The following is a 22,888-nucleotide window of genomic DNA, read 5'->3' as shown; positions in this document are numbered from 1 at the left end:
TTACCACACCTAGGGTGGCTTGCATGACGCCGCGAGATGCATCAGACGACAACAGCAGCCGGTGGTCCGACCTGGACCGCCCGCCCCTCAGCGCGATGGCGTTGCGTCACGGGCTGGTGCGGGAGGGGAGCCTGTGGTCCGAGGTGGAGGTGGTGCAGCGCACCGGGTCCACCAACTCGGACCTGGTCGCCCGTGCCGCCGGGGGCGGCCTCGCCGAGGGCGCCGTGCTGGTCGCAGAGGAGCAGACCGCGGGGCGGGGCCGCCTGGACCGGCAGTGGACCGCGCCGCCCCGCTCCGGCCTGTTCTTCTCCGTGCTGCTCAGGCCGGCCGGCGTGCCCCTGGCCCGCTGGGGCTGGCTGCCGCTGCTCACCGGCGTCGCCGTGGCGACCGGGCTGGCGCGCGCGGCCGACGTGGACACGGCGCTCAAGTGGCCCAACGACGTCCTCGTGACCGTCGGCGGTGAGGAACGCAAGACGGGCGGGATCCTCGCGGAGCGGGCCGCGGGCGAGGCGGTGGTCGTCGGCGTCGGCATCAACGTCACCCTGCGCAAGGACGAGCTGCCGGTGCCGCAGGCCGGCTCGCTGGCCCTGGCCGGCGCCCGGAGCACGGACCGGGACCCGCTGCTGCGGGCGGTGCTGCGGTCGCTGGAGGACTGGTACGGGCGCTGGCGGGCGGCCGACGGTGACCCCGTGGCGAGCGGCCTGCTGGAGGCGTACGCGGCGAACTGCGCGACCCTGGGCCGCATGGTGCGCGCGGAACTGCCGGGCGACCGGACGATCGTCGGGGAGGCCGTGGCGGTGGACGGCGACGGACGGCTCGTCCTCGCCACGGAGAAGGGGGTGCAGGAGCCGGTGGGGGCCGGCGACATCGTGCACCTGCGGCCCGCGTGAGCACCGCCGGCCGGTCCGGCGCGGTGCGGACGCCCCCGCGCCGGAGGCCGGCGGCTCCCGGGCCGGCTCACCTGCCGGCGCCCCTGACGGAGTGAGCTGGCGCACACCTGCCGTAGAGTTGAGGCCGGTCGAACCTGACCGTGGCAGATCGGAAGGGCAGCACGCGTGACCGTCGACGACACGGGCTCCGGCGCGGACGCGGACGACCGGATGGACCCGCACGCCGCCGACTCCGGCGAGGAGGATCCGCTCGCGCTGCGTCTCGAAGGCCTCATTCTGGGCGCCGAGCGGCGCTACACCCCCTTTCAGGCAGCCCGCAGCGCCGGTGTCTCCATGGAGCTGGCCTCCCGCTTCTGGCGGGCCATGGGCTTCGCCGACATCGGCCAGGCCAAGGCGCTGACGGAGGCCGACGTGCTGGCCCTGCGCCGCCTCGCCGGTCTGGTCGAGGCGGGCCTGCTCAGCGAGGCCATGGCCGTGCAGGTGGCCCGTTCCACCGGTCAGACCACCGCCCGCCTCGCCGAATGGCAGATCGACTCCTTCCTGGAGGGCCTGACCGAGCCGCCCGAGCCGGGGATGACCCGCACCGAGGTGACGTACCCGATCGTCGAGCTGCTGCTGCCCGAGCTGGAGGAGTTCCTCGTCTACGTCTGGCGGCGGCAGCTCGCCGCCTCGGCCGGCCGGGTCGTGCAGACCGCCGACGACGAGGAGATGGTGGACCGGCGCCTGGCGGTGGGCTTCGCCGACCTCGTCGGCTTCACCCGGCTGACCCGCCGGATGGAGGAGGAGGAACTCGGCGAGCTCGTCGAGGCCTTCGAGACGACCGCCGCCGACCTGGTCGCGGCCCGCGGCGGGCGGCTGATCAAGACCCTCGGCGACGAGGTGCTCTACGCCGCCGACGACGCCGGCACCGCCGCGGACATCGCCCTGCTGCTGGTGGAGACCATGGCGAACGACGAGACGATGCCCGAGCTGCGGGTCGGCATGGCGTTCGGCACGGTGACCACCCGGATGGGCGATGTCTTCGGTACGACCGTCAACCTCGCCTCCCGGCTCACCTCGATAGCGCCACGGGACGCCGTCCTCGTCGACAGCGCCTTCGCCGAGGAGCTGATCCGCACCGGTGACGCCCCGGCCTCCGAGGCGGAGGCCGCCGAGGCCGCGGCCGCGGCGGAGAAGGAGGGCGAGGAGCCCCCGACGTACCGCTTCGCGCTCCAGCCGATGTGGCAGCGCCCGGTGCGTGGTCTGGGCGTGGTGGAGCCCTGGCTGCTCACGCGGCGGGACGAGGGTACGGCGCCCTAGGCCCAGGCGGTTTTCCGGCGGGCTGCTGCCCCGGGTTCGGCCGGTCAGCGGGCGGCCCCGCCCTGCCCGGTCACGCACAGGCCGATGATCGGGACGCAGAGCTCCGGGTGCTTCGGCGCGGGGGTGTGCGAGCCGTGGCTTCGTGTCGGTGTCGGTGTCGGTGTCGGTGTCGGTGTGGGGGGCGGTGTGGGCTGCGGGGCGGCGGTGTCGGTGGGCGCCGGCCCGCCGTCCGGCGGGTTCGGGCTCTCGGGGATGGTCGTGGGGACGGATGCCGGGGCCCCGGACGAGGCCCGGGCGGGCGCTCCGTCGGCGGGGGACAGTGACATGGACGGTCTCGGGCCGGTGCCGGAGGCGGCCGTGGTGGGCGCGGCGCTCACGAGGGGGAAGGCCGCGGAGGGCCCGGCGGTGGGGGCCGTTCCGGTCGTGGCGGCGGTCTCGGTGGCCCGGCCCGCCCCGTAGCCCGCCCCGGGGTGGTGGGGTTCCGCCTCCGCGGTGCCGAGGCCGCCGACCCCGGACTCGGGCGCCAGCCGGACCAGGCTCAGCACCCCGGCGGCCAGTGCGAGCCCACCGGCCGCGAGCAGCACCTTGCGGGGGCGCGGTCGGCGGTGCCGCCCACGGCCCCGCTGGTTCCAGGGCAGTACCCGCAGACCACCGCCTCCGGACACGGTGGGGCTGGCGCAGGGGAGTACGTCTTCGGTGGGGGCCGCGGGGTCGGGGGTGGGGGCGGTGGAATCGGGCGCCCGAGCCCCGTCCTCGGTGGTGGCGGGGGCCGCGGCCTCCTCGGCCTCCTCGGCCTCCTCGGCCTTCACAGCCTCTTTGGCTTCTACAGCCTCTTTGGCCTCCACGGCCGCCTCGGCCGGCGCGTCCGCCGCTCGGGCCTTCGCCGCCCCGGCGTCCGTCGCCTCGGTCTCCGTCGCCTCGGTGGCCGTCGTCCCGCTGTCGGCCGTCCCGGGGTCCGGCGTCCCGGCGTCCGTCGTCCGGGTGCCCGGCGCGTGAGCGTCCCCCGCCTCGGCGTCCGGCGTCCCGGCGTCCGTCGTCCCAGCGTCCGGGGCGTGAGCGTCCCTCGCGTCGGTGTCCGTCGTCTTCCGCTGCGGTCCGGTGGTGTGCGCGTTCGTCGTGTTCGTCGTCATCGTGATCCCTCCCCGATGCGCTCGCGCCCCCGATGCGCCGTGGCGGAGGCACGTTATGCGCTCCTGTGAGGCTTCGGTAGGAGTTGGGCGAGATGTCACTCGAACGGGTAAACGGGCGTTGCGGCCCGGGGAGACAGGGGGAAAGCCGGGGGGCGGCCCGAGGGAGACAGGGGGAGAGCCTGTCGGCGGGCCCCGCGCCCGGGCCGGCCGGTGTCGGCTCTTTCCCCGCGCGGGCGCGGCTGCGATGATCGGGGAGGATGTTGTTAACACGCGTTAACCGGGAGGGTGTCATGAGCGAGGAGCGGTTCGGGGAGTTCGTGCTGGTGCGGCGGCACGATTACGTCGCGGAGCTCGTCCTCGACCGGCCCAAGGCCATGAACGCCGTGTCGACGGCGATGGCCCGGTCGATCGCGGAGGCGTGCGCCGCGCTGGCCGCCGACCGCGACGCCCGCGTGGTCGTCCTGAGCTCGTCGCACGAGCGGGCGTTCTGCGTGGGGGCCGATCTGAAGGAGCGCAACTCCTTCTCCGACGCCGACCTGATGAAGCAGCGGCCGGTCGCGCGCGGGGCGTACACCGGCGTACTGGAACTGCCGATGCCGACGATCGCCGCGGTGCACGGGTTCGCGCTCGGCGGCGGTTTCGAGCTGGCCCTGTCCTGCGACGTGATCGTGGCCGACCCCACGGCCGTGGTGGGGCTGCCCGAGGTCTCCGTGGGCGTGATTCCGGGCGGTGGCGGTACGCAGCTCCTGCCGCGGCGGGTGGGCGCGGCGCGGGCGGCCGAGCTGATCTTCACGGCCCGGCGACTGGAGGCCGAGGAGGCGCACGGGCTGGGGCTGGTGGACCAGTTGGCGGCTCAGGGGCGGGACCGGGAGGAGGCCCTGGAGCTGGCCTCCCGGATGGCGGCGAACTCGCCGGTCGGCCTGCGCGCCGCCAAGCGCGCGCTGCGGCTCGGGCACGGGCTGGATCTGCGGGCCGGTCTGGAGGTCGAGGACGCGGCGTGGCGTTCGGTGGCGTTCTCGGGGGACCGGGCGGAAGGGGTGGCGGCCTTCAACGAGAAGCGCCCGGCGAGGTGGCCCGGCGAGTAGCAGGGGCGGGTTCCCGCGCTCGGCCCCGGTGTGCCGCCCCCGGCGCGTGGGCCCCGGCGTGCCGCCCCGGGCGCACGGGCACGGTGTGCGGCCCGCGGGGCGCGACCCCCGGTACGCGGCCTCGAGCCGCGACCTCCGGTCCCCCTCTGCGCCCGCTGTCAGCCGCACCGATGTCCCCATTTGGGTAAAACATCCCTAACCTGGGGTAATGGGCGAGAACAGGCGGCTGGCGGCCGTGGTGGGGCTGGCGCAGGGGATGGCCGCGGCGCACGACCCGCGGGAGTCGTGGCGGGCCGCGGCGCTCGGCGCCTGCCGGGCGCTGGCCGGGAGCTTCGCCGCGCTCTCGGTGTGGGACCGGGGCCGCGGCCGGCTGCGGGTCCTCGTGAACGTGGGGGACCGGGCGCCGCAGGAGGAGGAGTTCCCCGAGGACGAGACCTACCCCGTGCACCAGTTCCCGGAGATCACCGAGTTCCTGCACGAGCGGTGGGTCGCGGGCGGCGAGCCCAACGCCTGGGTGGAGACCGCGGGCGGGCCCGCGCAGGGCGATGCCGGGTACTGTCACCAGCGGGTCGCCGCCCTGCGGCGGCGCGGCCGCGGCTGTTGTGTGGTCGCGCCGATCGTGCTGCACGGCCGCGCCTGGGGCGAGCTCTACGTCGCCCGCTCGGCCGGCGCGCCCGTCTTCGACCGGGACGACGCCGACTTCGCCACGGTGCTGGCCGCCGTCGTGGCCGCCGGGATCGCCCAGACGGAACAGGTGGAGGAGGCCCGCAGGCTGGCCTTCACCGACCCGCTGACGGGTCTGGCCAACCGCCGCGCCGTCGACGTACGCCTCGACGAGGCGATCGAGCGGCACCGCCGGGACGGGACCGTCGTCAGCCTCGTCGTCTGCGACCTCAACGGGCTCAAGCGGGTCAACGACACCCTCGGGCACGCCGTCGGCGACCGGCTCCTGGAGCGGTTCGGGTCCGTGCTGTCGCTGTGCGGGGCGATGGTTCCCGGGGCTCTCGCGGCACGGCTCGGCGGGGACGAGTTCTGCCTGGTCGCGGCCGGGGCGTCCGCCGACGAGGTGGTCAAGGCGGCCGAGGAGCTGTGCCGGCGGGCGGCCGAGTTGGAGCTGGGCGAGGGGGTGGCCTGCGGGGTCGCGTCGACCGGGGACGCGATCGGACCGGTGCCCTCGGCCCGCAGGCTGTTCCGGCTCGCCGACGCCGCCCAGTACCGTGCGAAGGCGCTGCGCGCGGACCGGCCGGTGGTGGCCGGACGCGAGGGTCCCGACGACCCGGTCGTCCGGCTCGCCGACCAGGCGCCCCCGGGAGCCCGGGGCGTCGAGGGACGGCCGGGCGTCCACGCGGAGCGGCGGCGCTTCCGGGGCCGCCGGCCGTGATCTGCCTTCGAGCGCCGTGACCTACCTTCGAGTAAGGGGTGCTCACCGGATCCACTGGTGACATTCAAGCATTCACTGCGTACGCTCCTGAATATGGATATGCATACTGTGGTGGTGGGGACGTCCGGGGTCACCGCGTCCGACGTCCTCGCCGTGGCGCGCGGCGGCGCGCGGATCGAGCTCTCCGGGGAGGCGGTGGCGGCCCTCGCGGCGGCCCGGGAGATCGTGGACGCCCTGGCGGCCAAGCCCGATCCCGTCTACGGCGTCAGCACCGGCTTCGGCGCCCTGGCGACCCGGCACATCAGCCGGGAGCTCCGCGCCCAGCTGCAGCGCAACATCGTCCGCTCGCACGCCGCCGGCATGGGACCGCGGGTCGAGCGCGAGGTCGTGCGCGCGCTGATGTTCCTGCGGCTGAAGACCGTCTGCTCCGGGCACACCGGCGTCCGCCCCGAGGTCGCCCAGACCATGGCCGACGTCCTCAACGCCGGGATCACCCCGGTCGTGCACGAGTACGGCTCCCTCGGCTGCTCCGGCGACCTCGCCCCGCTCTCCCACTGCGCCCTGACGCTCATGGGCGAGGGGGACGCCGAGGGCCCGGACGGCACCGTCCGCCCGGCCGGTGAGCTGCTGGCCGAGCACGGCATCGCGCCCGTCGAGCTGCGTGAGAAGGAGGGCCTCGCCCTCCTCAACGGCACCGACGGAATGCTCGGCATGCTGATCATGGCCCTCGCCGATCTGGAAGCCCTGTACAAGTCCGCCGACATCACCGCCGCCCTCAGCCTGGAGGCGCTGCTCGGCACGGACAAGGTCCTCGCCCCCGAGTTGCACGCCATCCGCCCGCACCCGGGCCAGGGCGCCTCCGCCGCCAACATGCTCGCCGTGCTCAAGGGGTCCGGGCTGACGGGGCACCACCAGGACGACGCCCCGCGAGTCCAGGACGCCTACTCCGTACGCTGCGCCCCGCAGGTCGCCGGCGCCGGCCGCGACACCCTGGCGCACGCCCGGCTGGTCGCCGAGCGCGAACTGGCCTCCGCCGTCGACAACCCGGTGGTGCTCCCCGACGGCCGCGTCGAGTCCAACGGCAACTTCCACGGCGCCCCGGTGGCCTATGTCCTGGACTTCCTCGCCATCGCCGCCGCCGACCTCGGCTCCATCGCCGAGCGCCGCACCGACCGGCTGCTCGACAAGAACCGCAGCCACGGCCTGCCGCCGTTCCTCGCCGACGACGCCGGGGTCGACTCCGGGCTGATGATCGCGCAGTACACCCAGGCCGCCCTGGTGAGCGAGTTGAAGCGGCTCGCGGTGCCCGCGTCCGCGGACTCCATCCCGTCCTCCGCGATGCAGGAGGACCACGTCTCCATGGGCTGGTCGGCGGCGCGCAAGCTGCGTACGGCCGTCGGCAACCTCACCCGCGTCCTCGCGATCGAGCTGTACGCGGCCTCCCGCGCCATCGAGCTGCGCGAGGGGCTGAGCCCGGCACCGGCCAGCCGCGCGGTCATCGACGCCGCACGCCAGGCGGGGGTCCAGGGCGCCGGTCCGGACCGGTTCCTGGCGCCCGACCTCGCCGCAGCGGACGCCTTCGTGCGCGAGGGGAGGCTCCTCGCGGCGGCGGAGACGGTCACCGGCCCGCTGCTGTGAGACGTCCGGGGCCCTGCCCGTCGGCAGGGCCCCGGTCAAGTCACCACGGCGGCGGAAGACTTCGGCAGGCTCAGAAACCGAGCCGTTCCCGGCGCACCGAATACACCACGAAACCGGCGCCGACCGTGAGGAAGAGCGTTCCGCCGATGACGTAGGGAGTGGTGTCGACGCTTCCGGTGTCGGCCAGTTCCGTCTCGCCCTGGGCGAGGGTCCGGCCCTCGGTCCCGTGCGTCCCGGCGGCCGTGGACGCGGCCCGCGCCTGCTCCGTGACCCGCGTCGTCGGCGCGGCCGAGCTCTCCGCTCTGGCCGGCGCCTCCACCGACGCGTTCGCGGAGGGAACGAACCACAGGGCGCCCAGCAGGGTGCCCGCGGTGGTGGCGGTCAGCAACGTGCGGCGAGCGGATGACACGGAATATCGATCCCCTTGTGGCGCTGGTGAATTGGCCGTGTGGGGCGATGTTAGTGAAAGTCGCGGGTCACGGGAAAGTCACAGGAGGTTTGAGCCGTACGCTCCGGGCATGACCACACCAGAGACATCACGTTTTGTACGGCTTCGCGTCGACCTGGTTCTGGAGATCGGCGACGAGGCCGCCGTGACCGGGGCGGCCCGGCGGCGGCTCGCCGAGGACGGCGAGGTGGCACCGGAGGACCGGGCCCGCACGGAGAGCGCTGTGACGGAGGACACCGCGGAGGCGCTGGCGTATCTCGTGGATCCGTTCGTACTGGTCGGCGAAGTGCCGGGGGTGGAGCTGCATCAGGCCTCCTGGTCCAGCGAGCGGATCGAGTACGACCCCGCCTCGCCCGGCTGGGAGTTGGGCGAGGATGATGTCGACGGGGACTACGACGACGACGAGGACGACGAGGACCGGGAAGTGGATGGCGCGGAGTATCGCGGGTACTCCGGCTGACATCGCCCGGGTCGTCGGCGCCCCTGGGCGGCAACCGCCGTCCGGGGTTCCGTCGTCCGAAACGGACGTACGGCCGGTGCTCGCGCCGCCCGCCTCGCGGACGTGGTGTGTCCCACACCACGGGGCTCTGGGGAGCGGGACGCACCGGTCGTAGCGTTGATGTTTCCGCACGGGGGCTCGGGGTTATTGGGGATTCGGCAACCATGGAGAAGCGTGTGATGACGGACAGTAAGCGGCGCAAGGGTCTGATGACCGCGTCCGCACTGCTCGGCGGTGTTCTGGTACTGGCGGGGTGCTCCGGCGGCAGCAGCGCCTCGGGTTCAGCCGGCGACGACACCTCGCAGGCCAAGGCCGACAAGGCGGCCGCGCAGGAGACCTCCGACGCCCAGATCAAGATCACCCCGGCGGACGGCTCCGACAACGCCTCCATCAACAACGCCGCCGCCGTCACCGTGACCCAGGGCACGCTGACCGAGGTCAGCATGACCACGACCGACGGCAAGACCGTCGCGGGCCAGATATCCGCCGACAAGAAGAGCTGGAAGCCGAGCGGCCAGCTGGAGCGCGCGACCACCTACAAGGTCGCGGCGACCGCCGCGGACGCCAAGGGCCGCGCCGCCCACGAGAACGCCTCGTTCACCACGGTCGCCCCGGCGCACAGCTTCATCGGCAGCTTCACGCCGGACAACGGCACCACGGTCGGCGTCGGCATGCCCGTGTCGATCAACTTCGACAAGGCGATCACCAACAAGGCGGCCGTCCAGAAGGGCATCACCGTCACCTCCAGCAGCGGCCAGGAGGTCGTCGGGCACTGGTTCAGCCCCAACCGCCTCGACTTCCGCCCCGAGCAGTACTGGAAGGCCGGCTCCACCGTCACCCTGAAGCTCGCCCTCGACGGCGTCCAGGGTGCCCAGGGCGTCTACGGCGTCCAGCAGAAGACGGTCACCTTCAACATCGGCCGCAACCAGGTGTCCTACGTCGACGCGAAGACCAAGCAGATGAAGGTCACGCAGGACGGCAAGGTCGTCAAGACCATCCCGATCTCCGCCGGCGCGCCCGACCACACCACGTACCAGGGCCAGATGGTGATCGCGGAGAAGTTCGTCCAGACCCGGATGAACGGCGCGACGGTCGGCTTCAAGGACGACGACGGCAAGGGCGAGTACGACATCAAGGACGTACCGCACGCCATGCGCCTGACCACGTCCGGCACCTTCATCCACGGCAACTACTGGGGCGCGCCGTCCGTCTTCGGCAACGTCAACACCAGTCACGGCTGTGTCGGCCTGCAGGACAAGAAGGGCGCGAAGGACGCCAAGACGGCGGCCGCGTGGTTCTTCAACCACTCGCTCGTCGGTGACGTCGTGGTCGTCTCCCACACCGGCGACAAGACCGTCGCCCCGGACAACGGCCTCAACGGCTGGAACCTGAACTGGGCGCAGTGGAAGGCCGGATCGGCCGTCTGACGCACCCTCGAACACCGCGCCGATGCCGCCCTCAGGGGCGGCATCGGTGTTTCCCCTCCACGGGCCGACCTTCCTCGTGGTCACCCACGACTCCGCCCTCGCGCGCCGGGCCGCGCGCCGGGCCACGCTCCGCAAGGGCCGCGTCACCGCCAGGGAGAACGCGGGCGCCCGACCCGCGCGCACCCGCGGCCGGTCCACCGGCACCCGGCCGGGGGGCGGCGCGAGCGGCGGCGGCTGTGCCGACAGCGAACGGCCCGCCGGAAGTGCGGCATCCGGCGGGCCGTCCGTGTTTCGTTGGACCCATGACCGCTCACACCGTGGAGTACATCCGGTACCGCGTCCCCGAGCAGCAGTCGGCCGAGTTCCTCGCCGCCCACCGCCGCGCCGCGACCCGGCTCGCGGCGGCACCGCAGTGCGTGGACTACGAACTGGCCCGCGCCGAGGACGACTTCGAGCACTACGTCCTGCGCGTCACCTGGACCTCGACCCAGGACCACGTGGAGGGCTTCCGCTCCTCGGACCTCTTCCCCGCCTACGCCGCCGAGGTCCGCCCCTACGCCGAGCAGGTCGAGGAGTCGCGTCACTACAAGCCGACCGCGGTCCGCGGAACCGGCGCCGCGACCCCCACGCTGTACGCGTGGGCGGGCGGGGCCGAGGCCTTCTCGCGCCTCACCGACGTCTTCTACGCCAAGGTCGTCGAGGACGACCTCCTCGCGCCGCTCTTCGCCGACCTGCCCGCCGAGCACGCCCGGCACGTCGCGCTCTGGCTGGCCGAGGTCTTCGGCGGCCCCGCCGCCTACTCGGAGACCCAGGGCGGCCACTCCCACATGGTCGCCCGGCACGCCGGCCTCGGCATCACCGAGCCGCAGCGCCGCCGCTGGGTCGAGCTCGTCCAGGACGCCGCCGACGAGGCGGGCCTGCCGACGGACGCGGAGTTCCGCTCGGCGTTCCTGGCCTACGTGGAGTGGGGCACCCGGCTGGCGGTGCACTTCTCCGCCCCGGGCGCGACGCCCCCGGCCCCGCAGCCGGTCCCGAAGTGGTCCTGGGGAGCGGCGCCCCCGTACCCGGGCTGACCCGCCCCGGCGTCCGCGCGGCGCACCCGTCGGCTCGCGGTGCCCGCGGTCAGCTCGCGGTACCCGCGCGGGTCGCGTCCGCGCCCCAGCTCGCCAGCAGCCGCAGGGCCTCCGCGGAGGGGGAGGCCGGTTCGGCGTGGTAGACGAGCAGCGTCTGCTCGGCGTCGTCGGCGAGCTTGAAGGACTCGTACTGCAGGGCCAGTTCGCCGACGAGCGGGTGCCGCAGGCGCTTGACGCCGTGGCTCTTCTCCTTGACGTCGTGGGTGGCCCACAGCCGCCGGAAGTCCTCGCTCTTCACCGACAGCTCACCGACCAGCGCCGACAGCCGGGGGTCGTCCGGGTAGCAGCCTGCCTCCATGCGCAGCGCGCAGACGATGTCGATCGCCTTCTGCTCCCAGTCGACGAAGAGATCGCGGTACTCGGGCCGCAGGAAGACCATCCGCGCCCAGTTGCGGTCCTGCGCCGGCAGCTCCGACCAGTCACCGAAGACCGCCGCCGTCATCCGGTTCCACGCCAGGATCTCCGCGCGCCGCCCCACGACGTACGCCGGCACCCCGTCCATCGTGTCCAGCAGCTGCCGCAGCGACCCCCGGACCTGCTGCGTCCGCGTCGCCGCCTTCTTCTTGTGCTTCGGCTTCGGCTTCGCCAGATGCGTCAGATGCGCGTGCTCGGCGTCGGTGAGCCGCAGCGCCCGCGCGATGGAGTCCAGCACCTCCGTCGACACGTTCCGCCCGTTGCCCTGCTCCAGGCGCGTGTAGTACGCCACCGACACCCCGGCCAGCTGCGCCAGCTCCTCCCGGCGCAGCCCCGGCACCCTGCGGTGCCGCCCGTGGTCCGGCAGCCCCACGTCCTCCGGCTTCAGCCGGGCGCGCCGGGTGCGCAGGAACTCGCTGAGCTCGGCACGCCGGTCCAGTCCCGCTCCGGCGTCCGCCCCGGCGGGCGCGCCGCTCGCGTGCACGGCTTCGGGCTGTACGTCCATGACGTCCAGTATTCATGGTCGTACGCCCATGAGCCTGACCCCGCCAGTGGTAGGCACGGTGGACGTAGGCAAAGGCGTGACCTGGGTGGTCCTCGGAATCCCGGGCACTCTGGAGGTCGCGCCCGGACGAAAGGCAGCCGGGCGCGACCGACCGCTAGGAGAACCCCCGGCATGACCACTGTTGCTGCATACGCCGCACCCGCCGCCAAGGCTCCGCTGGAGCGCACCACGATCGAGCGCCGTGCGGTCGGCGAGTTCGATGTCCTGATCGACATCAAGTTCGCCGGAATCTGCCACTCCGACATTCACCAGGCCCGAGAGGGCTGGGGCGAGGCGATCTTCCCGATGGTCCCCGGCCACGAGATCGCCGGCGTCGTCTCCGAGGTGGGCCCCGGTGTCACCAAGTTCCAGGTCGGCGACCGGGTGGGCGTCGGCTGCATGGTCGACTCCTGCCGCGAGTGCGAGAACTGCAAGGCGGGCGACGAGCAGTACTGCGTCAAGGGCGCCACGATGACGTACAACGGCATCGGCAAGGACGGGGAGCCGACCCAGGGCGGCTACTCGGAGAAGGTCGTCGTCGACGAGAACTACGTCCTGCGCATTCCCGACGGCCTGTCCCTCGACGTCGCCGCCCCGCTGCTGTGCGCCGGCATCACCACCTACTCCCCGCTCAAGCACTGGGGCGCCGGCCCCGGCAAGAAGGTCGCCGTCCTCGGCATGGGCGGCCTCGGCCACATGGCCGTGAAGATCGCGCACGCCCTCGGCGCCGAGGTGACCGTCCTGTCGCAGTCGCTGCGCAAGAAGGACGACGGGCTGAAGCTGGGCGCCGACCACTACTACGCCACCAGCGACCCGAAGACCTTCGAGGAGCTCCAGGGCACTTTCGACCTGATCGTCTCCACGGTCTCCGCATCGCTCGACTTCGGCGCGTTCCTGTCGCTGCTCAAGACGCGCGGCGCGCTGGTGAACGTGGGCGCCCCGGAGGAGCCGATCTCCCTCAACCTCTTCTCGGTGATCGGCGGCGGCAAGACGCTGGCCGGCTCCATGATCGGCGGCATCGCCGAGACCCAGGAGATGCTCGACTTCTGCGCCGAGCACAGCCTGGGCGCCGAGATCGAGCTGATCGGCGCCGAGCAGATCAACGACGCCTACGAGCGCGTACTCGCCAGCGACGTCCGCTACCGCTTCGTGATCGACACCGCGACGATCTGACCCTGCCCCGGGGGGAGTGGGGCGGCCGTGCGGCGCCCCCGCGGAGCTTGCCGTGGCCCCCGAGGCGATACGGCCTCGGGGGCGCCGGGGCGCCGCCCGTGCAGGGCGTCCCCCGCGCCCGTCACCTCTCGTGTTCGTCCCGTCAGTCGTTTCCGTGCTGCCCGGACTGCCCGTACTGGCCGTCCTGTCCGCAGGAGTCCAGCAGCCGGGAGACCGCCTGGGACCAGGTCCACAGGCCCGCGAGGCGGCTCTGGAGCTTCGCCGCCCAGGTGAACGCCGCCTCCCGGTCGCGCAGCACCGCCTCGATGGCGTGGCCCCACTCGGTGACGTCCCGGGCGTCGTCCCGGGTCGTCGTCACCACGACGCGGGCCGCCTCGTCCGGGGGGAGAAGTTCCCGCAGCAGCTCGCCGAGCCCGCTGGTGCTGCTGACGAGCACGGGGGCGCCCGCGACGACGGCTTCCACCCCGACGAGGCCGAAACCCTCGCCGCGGGACGGCATGAGCACCAGACTCGCGGCCTTCAGGTCGGCCGCCAGCCGTTCATGCCGGGTCGAGTACGGGCTCACCCGGACGGAGAGGGCGGCGTCCTCCGCCCAGTCGCGCATCTGCTTCTCGAGCGCGCCGGACTCCCCCTCGGGAGCGCCGCGGACCAGCAGCTCCACCGCCGTCGTCCCGGCCGCCCGGCGCCGCTGCGCCAGGGAGAAGGCCCGAGCGGCCAGATCGAGGCCCTTGAGCCGGTGGTCCTCGGCGCGGCCGAACAGCAGCGTCATCCAGGGCGCTCCCAGCGGTGGCGTACGGGGCCGGCCGGTGTCGGCGTCGAACCCGGGGTCGAAGCGGAGGACCTTCTCCTTGTCCACGCCCCGCGCCTGGAGATCGCGGAGGAACCAGTTGTACATGCGCGGCCCCACCACCACGACCCGGTGGGCGTCCGTGCTCAGCTCCAGCTCGATCTGCTGCCGCTCCTCCGCCAGCCTGCCGACGTCCTCGCCGCGGTCGAGCTTCAGCCGCTCGATGTCGTCCGGGATCATGTGGATGAAGTGCAGCCGCCTGGCGTGCGGGAAGGCGTCGCCGAGGTGGTGCGCGGCCGGGCCGGTGATCCGTCCGTGCCCGACGATGAAGTCCGGGTCGGCGCCGTCCGGGAGCGCGGGCTTGCGGAAGAGCCGCTGCGTGTCGGAGACGCCGGGCGTCTGCTGCGCCTGGATGAGCCGGACTCCCTTCGCCGCCGCGTCCTCGTACTCGCTCGGCGTCGCCTGAAGCACCACGCAGAAGACCTGGGTGCCGGCCGCCGCCAGTGCCGTGCACAGCTGCCGGTTGAAGGTGCTCAGCCCGCCGTGGGCCGACGACCACTCGGTGGCCAGCACGAGGAACCGGAGACGGTCGTCGGACATGGGCGCCTTTCCTGTCTTCTGGTCTCGGGGGAGCACCGGGTCGCCGTACTGCGGCCGGGTCACGACGGCCGCCAGGCCGGTGAGCGTGGCGGGCAGGACCGGGAACTCGTAGGCGGGGTTGGCCGCTCCGACCTTCCCCACCTGCTGATCCCACTCACCGAGCAGGACCGAACGGATCTCCTCGGCGGCGGTCGGCGGCGTCGTGCTTCCCAGATAGGTGCCGAGCAGGTGGGACGCCCGGGGCAGGTCGGCGTTCTGGAGCGCGACCGCCGCGGCGAGCCAGGTGTTGACGTTGCCCGTCGTGAGCCTGAGGGAGGGGTACTTGTCCAGCGCCGCCTGCGCGCGGCGCGCCTCGCCGGCCCCGAGCCAGCCCATCGCCTCGTGCACGGAGAGGGCGAGGTAGGCGGGGGCCTGCGCCCTGACCTCCGCGGCGAGTTCCGCCGCCTCGCGCCAGCGGCCGTGGCGCTGCGCCGACAGGGACCGCGCCAGGCACAGTTGTATGTGCCACCCCGGTTGGCGCAGCCAGCCGATCACCTCGTTCAGCAGGTCGTCGGTGGGCTCGGCGGCGGCGATCCGGATCGCCGCCTCCGCCAGCCGGGACTTCTGGTCCTCGGTGTGCCCGGTCCCCTTCCGCAGGGCCTTGACCGCCTCGTCGGCCCGCCCCAGGGCGCACAGGGACGCGCCGAGCAACTGGTAGATGCTGAAGAGGCTCTTGCTCGGAGCCACGGACGCGGCGGCCTTGCGCGCCGCGGGCACGGCGGCCTCGAGCCCCTCGACGGCCCGGACGAGCTGCACCCACAGCACCCAGGGGATGGCGTGGTCCTGCCCGGCCGTGGAACGCTCGGCGTGCCGCAGTGCCTCGGCGAGTTCGCCGTGCCCGGCCCGGTCCCGCAGCAGCGTCGCCAGATGGTAGTGCGCGGCGGCGCTGCCGGAGACGGTGAGATAGGCCCGCAACAGGGCGATCCGGGCGTCCCGTTCCTCGTCCGAGGACGGGCGGGAGGCGGACCAGCCGTACCGGTGCTCCATGTACTCGTGGACGGACCGCATGGCGTCCGCGAAGACGCCGTCGGCCGCGGCCTCCGTCAGATGGAACTGCGCGTTGCTGAGCGCCCCGGCGAGCACCAGGTCCCGGGTGCGGGTGTTGGAGGCGGCGTAGAGCGGGCGGGCGTACCACTCCCCGGCGCGCCGGTGCGCCTCCCGCCAGGCCGCCTCGTCGCGCTGCATGCGCACACCGTCGACCTCCCGGACCAGCGGATGCACCTGGTACAGGGTGTGCGGGCCCGAGTCGCTCTGCCACGCGGGCGCACGCGCTGTCATCAGATAGCGCTCGAGCAGCTCGTCCACGCGCGGTTCGATGTCGCCGTGGTCGTCGCCGCCCATCGTCTCCACGAGCTTCCACGGCGCCCACTCCCGCAGGATGGACAGGTCGCGCAGGAAGGCGCGGGTCTCACTGGGCAGGCCTTCGGCCGCCTTGGCCAGCAGCCTGCGCTCGATGTCCTCGACGAGCTGCATCCGGGCGGGTTCCTTCGGCAGGACCGCGGCGGGCGGGAGCAGGTCGTCCAGGGAGTGCTTCTTGAGCAGGAACCCGAGCAGCCGCAGTGCTCGCGGGTTCGCCCCGAGCCGGCGGATCACCTCCACCCGGCGTCCCACCGGGAAACGGCCGTCGGTGTCCTGCGCGGTGAGGCCCTTCAGCACGATCCGCGTGGCGTCGTCCGCCTCCGGGATCGGCAACTCCTCCACATGGAAGGACTCGGTCCAGTCGGCGTCGACCCAGCGGTTGGACACCAGCCACAGACAGCCCCCGTCCGGCGGCCGTTTCGCGAGCCTCTCCACCGTTCTGAACCAGGCCTGCCGCAGATGCCCCCCGGCGTCCAGCAGACGCTGGAACTCGTCCACGACGACCAGTGCCCCGGCCCGCAGCACTTCCCGCGCCGCCGTGGCGAAGTCGCTGTTGCCCGGGATCGTCTCGGCCAGCGAGCGGTGCCCGCCGGCGACGAGTTCCTCCACGAGACGGCTCACCAGCACACCGTTGATGTCCGCGGCCTCGAACGGCACGTCGACGCACACCGTCGGCGCGCCCTCGCGCGCCGCCTTGGCCAGCAGGGGGGCGACCACCGCCTGGGTCTTGCCGACCCCCGGCATCCCCGTCAGCACAGCCGCTCCGCGCCCCTCGACCCGCCAGCCCTGCCACAGCCGGTGAGCCACCCCTTGGCGTTCGGCCCCGTCGAGGCCGGGAATCAGGTCCGCCTCATGTCCCCGCGTCATGCCTTCTTATTACAGCAGTCCGCCGAAAGCCGCACGTAACTCGTGGCGGCTGCCCGGGCCTCGGCCGTGGTCCAGTCCGCTGTGCCTCCGACTGGCCACGCGATTAGGCCGGTTGCCCCGCCGCAGACCACCGACTGCCACCGACTCTGAGGAACCGTCAGGGAGGACCGCGGACCGCCCCGAGTGCGCCCCGCACCCGGGGCCGACGCATGAACGTCTCTGTCGACGGCCTTCCAGGTGGTCACGGTGCCGTAGGTTTATCTCGGCCCGCCATGACCAGGCGTTGGCGAAGAGGGGGAAATCCGGTGCGAAGAGCACTGACCGGCCGACGCCGGTGCGTCACGCGAGCGACCGTCGTCTGCGGTGCCGTCCTGCTCACGGGACTTCTCACGGCCTGCACTGGTGAGCCCGGCAGTGCTCGTGAGTCGACGGGTACGCCCAGCCGGAGCCGTTCGCCCATGTCCACGCTCGACGAACAACGGCTCGGCAAGCAGGTGGAAGAGGCTCTCGGCGTGGAGACGGTCCCTGACGACAGCGATCCGCTGCTCGTGGAGGCCGGGCTGGAGCGGGTCGGCGATGGGATCCACACGGAGTCGGTGACGACGCGGGGAAAGGATTACCAACTCAGGGTCGCTTGCGCCGGTAAGGGAAAGATCATTCTCTCCGTCGCTTCGAAGGAGCCGACACATCGGATCATTTCCTGCGACGGCGTGCCCGCAAGCCGGCGCATATCCGATTCCCCGGGAAGACTTCGGATCGACGCCGAGGGTGTGAACGGAGCCGTCGGGATGATCGGCTGGCGAATCGACAAGGTCGAGAAGTAGCGAAGGTCATGGGCCGTCGGTGGCGGCCGGGGCCCCCTGAGGGTCCAAGTGGCCCGCGTCCCGGTCACCCACCGGAGCGTGCGCCGGGCCCTTGCGGTCCGACGAGAATTCCCGGCTGTGACGCTGCCGCGCAGGCGGCAGCCCAAGCGGATCCGGTCGCGACCCCCGTACGCTTGACCTGGGGCACAGGCCAACCTCGCCGGGGTGATGGAGATGTTCGACCTTTCCTCCGCGCTGTCCGATGTTCCGCCCGTACGGGGCCGGGCGCCATGGCCCCATCACGAATACGTCAAGGGCTGGGGTGTCTTCGGGCTCCCCTTCGATTCCGGTCACGTACTCGCCCTACGCGTCTTTCCGGAGAACTGCTTCGGTCCCTACCGCACACTGTGGCATCGCGACCCGAACGGCAGCTGGTCGATTCACGTCGACGGGCCACGACTGGACACCGCGTGCCCCAGGTACTACGGCGCTGCCTGCGACCACACAGGGCATGCCCGGATCGGGCTCACGTGGGCAGGCCCCGCCACTCTGCGCGTGACGATGGATTCCCCCGCCCTGGACTGGACCCTCACCGCCTCCGAGACACGACTCCTCGCTCCCCTCAACGGCATCAGTGGGGCGCTGCCGCTCGCCACCTGGCGCCCCCGACTCCTGGTGCGGGCTCGCGAGCGTCTGGCCCGGGCGCTCGGCATGGGCGACCTCCAGCTTTCCGGCAGGATGCCGAGCGGCCACACCGGAACGCTCATGCCGCAGCGGATGTACTTCGTCGACGACTCGCACGCCACATTCGACGGCGTCGACCTCGGGCGCCCGGTCCGGCTGCGGGAGAATCCGCGCATCGGTGACGTGCCCCTGCCGGCCCGCGGCACTCTGGCCATCGGCCAGGCGGCATGGGAGATCCTCGACCCGGCGGAATACGAGCGCACTCGCACCGAGACCGCCCGGTATCTCGCCATACCGGGGAAGGAGGGCCCGTGGGCCCCGTGACGACTGCGGGCGGTCACCGAACTGCGATCGGCCCGCGGAGTTCGCGGGGTGGGGCGGTCTACTTCTCCGTGACCTCGGGCGCCGGAGCGACCCCCGTCGGGCAGGACGCCCCCCAGTTCGTCTCGAAGGGGGCGCTCAGTTCGACCCCCGTGCCCCCGAGCCCGCAGTAGCCGTTCGGGTTCTTGGCGTCCGAGAGGTACTGCTGGTGGTAGGACTCGGCCGGGTAGAAGGGGCGGTCGGTGGCGGCGAGGAGTTCTGTGGTGATCTCGCCGTAGCCCGCCGAGGTCAGGACCTGCTGGTAGGCGGCGCGGGAGGCCTGGGCCGTGGTGGCCTGGCCGGGGGTGTGGGTGTAGATCGCGGAGCGGTACTGAGTGCCCACGTCGTTGCCCTGGCGGAAGCCCTGGGTGGGGTCGTGGGACTCCCAGAAGGTCTTCAGGAGGCGGTCGTACGAGACGATCTCCGGGTCGTAGACCACGCGGACCACCTCCGTGTGGCCGGTCAGGCCCGAGCAGACCTCCTCGTACGTGGGGTTCTCGGTGAAGCCGCCCTGGTAGCCGACCAGGGTCGTCCACACGCCCGCCGGGAGCTGCCAGAACTTGCGTTCGGCGCCCCAGAAGCAGCCCATGCCGAAGTCGGCGACCTCCAGGCCCTCGGGGTAGGGGCCGAGGAGCGGGGTGCCGAGGACGGTGTGGCGGTCGGGGACCTCGAACGCGGGCGTGGGCCGGCCCTGGAGCGCCTGCTCCGGGGTGGGCAACTGCGGCTTGCGGCCGAAGAGCATGGGGTCTCCCTGTCGGTCTGGGGCGAGGGCGCCGGTCACGGGCCTACGGGGCGGGGCCCGGGGACGGCACCGGGCTCGCGGTGTCGCCGCCCGCACGTTGCCGGGCGGCATCCGGCACAACGTCCACCGCGCCGTAGGAATTCCGCCGGAACGCCGGCTCCGCGGATGCGGATGCGGATGCGGACGGGGGGCGCCGACGCGGACGGGGGCGGCGACGCCGACTAGCCGGCCAGAGTCGCGGGACTGCCGCCGTTCGCCTCGTAGCCCGCCACCGCGAGGGCGCGGTAGACGGCGAACTCGGCCGCCGGGTCCGCGGAGAGGGTCCACGGGAGGGCGCCCACATGGCCGTCGACGTGTATCAGCTCGTTCATGGCCTCCGCCCAGCGCTCGGAGCGGACCAGGAAGAAGACCAGCAGGTGGCGGACGTGCGCCGCCATCGGGTCGTCCGCGCGGGCCGCGTGCACCGCGAACAGCGCGCCGTGGATCGCCTTGGTCACGACCTCGCTCTGGTAGAAGCCGCTGACCAGGTTCACCTCGGGGAGGTGCTCGAAGACCGCGAACAGGGGCATGGCCGCGAGCAGGGAGCCCCGGGGCGCGCGGGCCGCCGCGGCCTCGGCGAACGCCATCGCCGTCTCCCGTGAGCCGTGCCACTTCTCGCACCAGTGGTGCAGGGCCGCCAGATGCGCGCCCATGTGGTTGGGCGCGGTGTCCAGGATCCTCAGCCAGAGCTTCTCGAACTCCGGCTGGGAGTACGCCAGTCCGCGCGCCACCGACAGCTCGACGATGTGCGGGACCGGGTCGCCCGGCGCCAGCAGCGCAGCCTGGGCGCACGCCTGGCCGGCCTCCTCCATGATGATCCGGAACTCCTCGGTGCCCGGCGTCGACGTCCGCCACGCCTGCTGCACCAGGAACTCCGCGTGCACCGCGGCGCCGCCCGGGTCCTTGGGCGCCTCGGCCCGCCACACCCTGAGCCACTGCCCGCCGGGCGTCTCGCTGACCCCGCCCGGCCGCTGCCGGAGCTCCAGCGCCGCCGCGCCCGCGAAGGCCTGCACGCGCTGCCAGCGCAGCTCGCCCTCCGCCTCGGTGCCGGCCAGGAGCTGGGCGGCCGCGCGGTAGTCCTGGGTGCGCTGCACCAGCTCCAGGACGTCCAGCAGGTCCTGGTCGGGGCCGGGCATGCGGACGTCCAGCTCCTCCTGGCGGACGAAACCGTAGTTCGCCGGGTCCGCGGCGTCCGGATGCCCCGGCGGCACCTGCTCGATCCCGCCGCGCCTGCGCCGCAGGACCGGAAGCAGCACGAAGCCCAGCATGACCAGCGCCATCAGGACCCAGAGAATCTCCATGGGGCAAGCGAACCAGACGGCGCCGACAAATGGCCAACCCGTCCGGCGGCCCTGTGGAAAACCCGCCCGCCGGTCCCTCGCCCGTCCCGCGAGCGCATTACCCTCGGGCCCATGAGCGACAGGCACATCAGTCAGCACTTCGAGACCCTCGCGATCCACGCGGGCAACACCGCCGATCCCCTCACCGGCGCGGTCGTCCCGCCGATCTACCAGGTCTCGACCTACAAGCAGGACGGCGTGGGCGGTCTGCGCGGCGGCTACGAGTACAGCCGCAGCGCCAACCCGACCCGGACCGCCCTCGAAGAGAACCTCGCCGCCCTGGAGGGCGGCCGCCGCGGCCTAGCGTTCGCGTCCGGACTGGCGGCCGAGGACTGCCTGTTGCGCACGCTGCTCAGCCCCGGCGACCACGTCGTGATCCCCAACGACGCCTACGGCGGCACGTTCCGCCTCTTCGCCAAGGTCGTCTCCCGGTGGGGCGTGGAATGGTCGGTCGCGGACACCAGCGACCCGGCCGCCGTCCGCGCCGCGATCACCCCGAAGACCAAGGTCGTGTGGGTGGAGACCCCATCCAACCCGCTGCTCGGCATCACCGACATCGCCGCCGTCGCTCAGGTCGCCCGGGACGCCGGCGCCCGGCTCGTCGTCGACAACACCTTCGCCACGCCGTACCTCCAGCAGCCGCTCGCGCTCGGCGCCGACGTCGTCGTGCACTCGCTGACCAAGTACATGGGCGGCCACTCGGACGTCGTCGGCGGCGCGCTGATCACGGGCGACGCCGGTCTGGGCGAGGAACTGGCCTACCACCAGAACGCCATGGGCGCGGTCGCGGGGCCCTTCGACTCCTGGCTGGTGCTGCGCGGCACGAAGACGCTCGCGGTGCGCATGGACCGGCACAGCGACAACGCCACCAAGGTCGCCGACATGCTGACCCGGCACGCGCGCGTGACGCGCGTCCTGTACCCGGGACTGCCCGAGCACCCCGGCCACGAGGTCGCCGCCAAGCAGATGAAGGCGTTCGGCGGCATGGTGTCCTTCCAGGTCGAGGGCGGCGAGGAGGCGGCCGTCGAGGTCTGCAACCGCGCCAAGGTGTTCACGCTCGGCGAGTCGCTCGGCGGTGTCGAGTCCCTGATCGAGCACCCGGGACGCATGACCCACGCCTCCGCGGCCGGCTCCGCCCTGGAGGTCCCCGCCGACCTCGTCCGCCTGTCCGTGGGCATCGAGAACGTCGACGACCTGCTCGCGGACCTGCAGCAGGCACTGGGCTAGCCGCTCCCGCCCCCTCGGCCGCGGCCGAGGGGGCGCCCTGGTCTCACCAAGAGATCACGGGTGGGGTCGTCTGCGACGGCGGCTCCACCCAGGGGCGCGCGGTCAGCGCCCACGCCGTGAAGGCGACGGCCGCCGCGAACAGCAGCAGCCACATCACCCGGCGGGCGGCCGTGCGGCGGCTCGTCAGGCGGCTCCCGCGGCGTACGACGTCGGCGTACAACTCGGGCGGCACCTGCGGCGGCCTCTGCTCCATCAGATGCCGTACGGCCGCCTCACGCTCCGCGCGGTTCACGCCCGCCCCCCGCGCCCGACCCGCTTCCCGCCGCCCGCCCCCACGTACGCCGTCCGCCCCCGCGCAGTCGCTCCCTGCGCCGTCTGCCCCTGCGTCGGCTTCTCCCGCGCGGTCCCCCCGCGCGTCGTCCGGGCCCGGGTGAGGGCGGTGATCGCCCGATCGCAGATGGCGCGTACCCGCTCCGTGGGCAGGCCGAGCAGGGCCGCCGCCTGCTCCTCGGCCACCCCCTCGTACAGACGCAGGACCAGGATCAGGCGCTCCTGCGGTGTGAGGGCGGCCAGGAGACCGGTGGGCCGGGGGCGGGCGCGGCCCAGGCGGCCGTGGCGGAGCCAGGCCTCACGGGCGAAGCGGGTGGCCAGGTACTGGCGGGCGCGGTCGTAGGGGTCCTCGCCGCGCAGCCGGTCCCAGCACGCGAACGTGTGCGCGAGGGCCAGGGTCAGCAGACGCCGTGCGCGCGGGTTGTCGTCCGGGGGTTCGGCGGTCAGCAGCGTGGCGGTGTGCAGCAGCCGACCCGCCGCGCCCGCGACGAATGCCTCGCACTCCCGGGCCCGGCGAGCGCCGTGGGACGCCTGCCGTTCTCGCACCGCGCCTCCCGCCAGGGCGATCCCCGAGGAACCGAAGAACCTCGTCGAGGAACCGAAGAAGCCCGCCGAAGCACATCCCACGACGCTCGGAGCACCGCACCGTT

20 protein-coding genes are annotated in these 22,888 nt (G+C 73.1%); 12 read left to right on the top strand and 8 right to left on the bottom strand.

Annotated features, from left to right (window positions below; translation table 11 throughout):
* Positions 1-23 precede the first annotated feature (23 nt).
* On the top strand, positions 24-890 hold the full coding sequence (locus ACIQ9G_RS12435) for a biotin--[acetyl-CoA-carboxylase] ligase (RefSeq protein ID WP_403608432.1): 867 nt from the start codon (positions 24-26) through the stop codon (positions 888-890).
* 165 nt (positions 891-1,055) lie between these two features.
* Positions 1,056-2,189 carry an adenylate/guanylate cyclase domain-containing protein gene (locus tag ACIQ9G_RS12430; protein WP_403608431.1) on the top strand — a complete coding sequence of 378 codons (1,134 nt, stop codon included), beginning with the start codon at positions 1,056-1,058 and terminating at the stop codon, positions 2,187-2,189.
* A 44-nt stretch (positions 2,190-2,233) separates the two neighbouring features.
* Here ACIQ9G_RS12430 and ACIQ9G_RS12425 read toward each other — a convergent pair whose 3' ends face one another.
* A complete protein-coding gene (locus ACIQ9G_RS12425) occupies positions 2,234-3,319 on the bottom strand; it encodes a hypothetical protein (RefSeq protein WP_403608430.1) in 1,086 nt (361 codons plus the stop codon).
* Positions 3,320-3,609: 290 nt separating this feature from the next.
* Here ACIQ9G_RS12425 and ACIQ9G_RS12420 point away from each other — a divergent pair, with 290 nt between their 5' ends.
* From ACIQ9G_RS12420 to hutH, 3 genes are all read left to right on the top strand, one after another.
* On the top strand, positions 3,610-4,404 hold the full coding sequence (locus ACIQ9G_RS12420; RefSeq protein ID WP_403608429.1) for an enoyl-CoA hydratase/isomerase family protein: 795 nt from the start codon (positions 3,610-3,612) through the stop codon (positions 4,402-4,404).
* Between the two features lie 208 nt (positions 4,405-4,612).
* A complete protein-coding gene (locus ACIQ9G_RS12415; protein ID WP_403608428.1) occupies positions 4,613-5,785 on the top strand; it encodes a diguanylate cyclase domain-containing protein in 1,173 nt (390 codons plus the stop codon).
* A 99-nt stretch (positions 5,786-5,884) separates the two neighbouring features.
* Positions 5,885-7,423 (top strand): histidine ammonia-lyase, encoded by a 1,539-nt coding sequence (gene hutH, locus ACIQ9G_RS12410; protein WP_403608812.1) that lies wholly within the window; start codon positions 5,885-5,887, stop codon positions 7,421-7,423.
* 70 nt (positions 7,424-7,493) lie between these two features.
* On the opposite strand, the gene ACIQ9G_RS12405 is transcribed toward hutH, so the two are convergent.
* Entirely contained in the window at positions 7,494-7,832 is a 339-nt protein-coding gene (locus ACIQ9G_RS12405) for a hypothetical protein (RefSeq protein ID WP_403608427.1), read from the bottom strand.
* 109 nt (positions 7,833-7,941) lie between these two features.
* Here ACIQ9G_RS12405 and ACIQ9G_RS12400 point away from each other — a divergent pair, with 109 nt between their 5' ends.
* The 3 genes from ACIQ9G_RS12400 to ACIQ9G_RS12390 all read left to right on the top strand — a co-directional run bounded on the left by ACIQ9G_RS12400 (position 7,942) and on the right by ACIQ9G_RS12390 (position 10,870).
* Positions 7,942-8,331, top strand: coding sequence for a hypothetical protein (locus tag ACIQ9G_RS12400; RefSeq protein ID WP_403608426.1), 390 nt, complete (start codon positions 7,942-7,944; stop codon positions 8,329-8,331).
* 203 nt (positions 8,332-8,534) lie between these two features.
* Positions 8,535-9,797 (top strand): Ig-like domain-containing protein, encoded by a 1,263-nt coding sequence (locus ACIQ9G_RS12395; protein WP_403608425.1) that lies wholly within the window; start codon positions 8,535-8,537, stop codon positions 9,795-9,797.
* Between the two features lie 302 nt (positions 9,798-10,099).
* Positions 10,100-10,870 (top strand): group II truncated hemoglobin, encoded by a 771-nt coding sequence (locus ACIQ9G_RS12390; protein ID WP_403608424.1) that lies wholly within the window; start codon positions 10,100-10,102, stop codon positions 10,868-10,870.
* 49 nt (positions 10,871-10,919) lie between these two features.
* On the opposite strand, the gene ACIQ9G_RS12385 is transcribed toward ACIQ9G_RS12390, so the two are convergent.
* Positions 10,920-11,849 carry a helix-turn-helix domain-containing protein gene (locus ACIQ9G_RS12385; RefSeq protein ID WP_403608423.1) on the bottom strand — a complete coding sequence of 310 codons (930 nt, stop codon included), beginning with the start codon at positions 11,847-11,849 and terminating at the stop codon, positions 10,920-10,922.
* Between the two features lie 171 nt (positions 11,850-12,020).
* Between ACIQ9G_RS12385 and ACIQ9G_RS12380 the strand changes: the two genes are divergently transcribed.
* Positions 12,021-13,061, top strand: a complete 1,041-nt coding sequence (locus tag ACIQ9G_RS12380) for an NAD(P)-dependent alcohol dehydrogenase (protein ID WP_403608422.1) — start codon at positions 12,021-12,023, stop codon at positions 13,059-13,061.
* Between the two features lie 142 nt (positions 13,062-13,203).
* Here the strand turns inward: ACIQ9G_RS12380 and ACIQ9G_RS12375 are convergent, their stop codons facing one another.
* Complete coding sequence (locus tag ACIQ9G_RS12375; protein ID WP_403608421.1) at positions 13,204-16,713, bottom strand: glycosyltransferase; 3,510 nt, start codon at positions 16,711-16,713, stop codon at positions 13,204-13,206.
* 458 nt (positions 16,714-17,171) lie between these two features.
* Here ACIQ9G_RS12375 and ACIQ9G_RS12370 point away from each other — a divergent pair, with 458 nt between their 5' ends.
* Together ACIQ9G_RS12370 and ACIQ9G_RS12365 are read left to right on the top strand one after the other, a co-directional pair.
* Positions 17,172-17,537 carry a hypothetical protein gene (locus tag ACIQ9G_RS12370; RefSeq protein ID WP_403608420.1) on the top strand — a complete coding sequence of 122 codons (366 nt, stop codon included), beginning with the start codon at positions 17,172-17,174 and terminating at the stop codon, positions 17,535-17,537.
* Between the two features lie 540 nt (positions 17,538-18,077).
* Complete coding sequence (locus ACIQ9G_RS12365; RefSeq protein WP_403608419.1) at positions 18,078-18,524, top strand: hypothetical protein; 447 nt, start codon at positions 18,078-18,080, stop codon at positions 18,522-18,524.
* A 58-nt stretch (positions 18,525-18,582) separates the two neighbouring features.
* Here ACIQ9G_RS12365 and msrA read toward each other — a convergent pair whose 3' ends face one another.
* Positions 18,583-19,302 (bottom strand): peptide-methionine (S)-S-oxide reductase MsrA, encoded by a 720-nt coding sequence (gene msrA / locus ACIQ9G_RS12360; protein WP_403608418.1) that lies wholly within the window; start codon positions 19,300-19,302, stop codon positions 18,583-18,585.
* Between the two features lie 221 nt (positions 19,303-19,523).
* A complete protein-coding gene (locus tag ACIQ9G_RS12355; RefSeq protein WP_403608417.1) occupies positions 19,524-20,642 on the bottom strand; it encodes a hypothetical protein in 1,119 nt (372 codons plus the stop codon).
* A 111-nt stretch (positions 20,643-20,753) separates the two neighbouring features.
* Here ACIQ9G_RS12355 and ACIQ9G_RS12350 point away from each other — a divergent pair, with 111 nt between their 5' ends.
* The gene (locus tag ACIQ9G_RS12350; protein ID WP_403608416.1) at positions 20,754-21,908 is read left to right on the top strand and encodes a cystathionine gamma-synthase; all 1,155 of its coding nucleotides are present in this window, start codon (positions 20,754-20,756) and stop codon (positions 21,906-21,908) included.
* Positions 21,909-21,951: 43 nt separating this feature from the next.
* On the opposite strand, the gene ACIQ9G_RS12345 is transcribed toward ACIQ9G_RS12350, so the two are convergent.
* Both ACIQ9G_RS12345 and ACIQ9G_RS12340 read right to left on the bottom strand, forming a co-directional pair.
* Complete coding sequence (locus ACIQ9G_RS12345) at positions 21,952-22,200, bottom strand: hypothetical protein (RefSeq protein WP_403608415.1); 249 nt, start codon at positions 22,198-22,200, stop codon at positions 21,952-21,954.
* Positions 22,197-22,784 (bottom strand): sigma factor-like helix-turn-helix DNA-binding protein, encoded by a 588-nt coding sequence (locus ACIQ9G_RS12340; RefSeq protein WP_403608414.1) that lies wholly within the window; start codon positions 22,782-22,784, stop codon positions 22,197-22,199. The genes ACIQ9G_RS12345 and ACIQ9G_RS12340 overlap by 4 nt, the downstream gene beginning before the upstream one ends.
* Positions 22,785-22,888 lie beyond the last annotated feature (104 nt).

It is taken from the genome of Streptomyces sp. NPDC096152 (assembly GCF_044763235.1).
Lineage (GTDB): Bacteria > Actinomycetota > Actinomycetes > Streptomycetales > Streptomycetaceae > Streptomyces.
The sequence above is the reverse complement of the archived record's forward strand: the minus strand, read 5'-3'. Positions and strand labels throughout refer to the sequence as shown.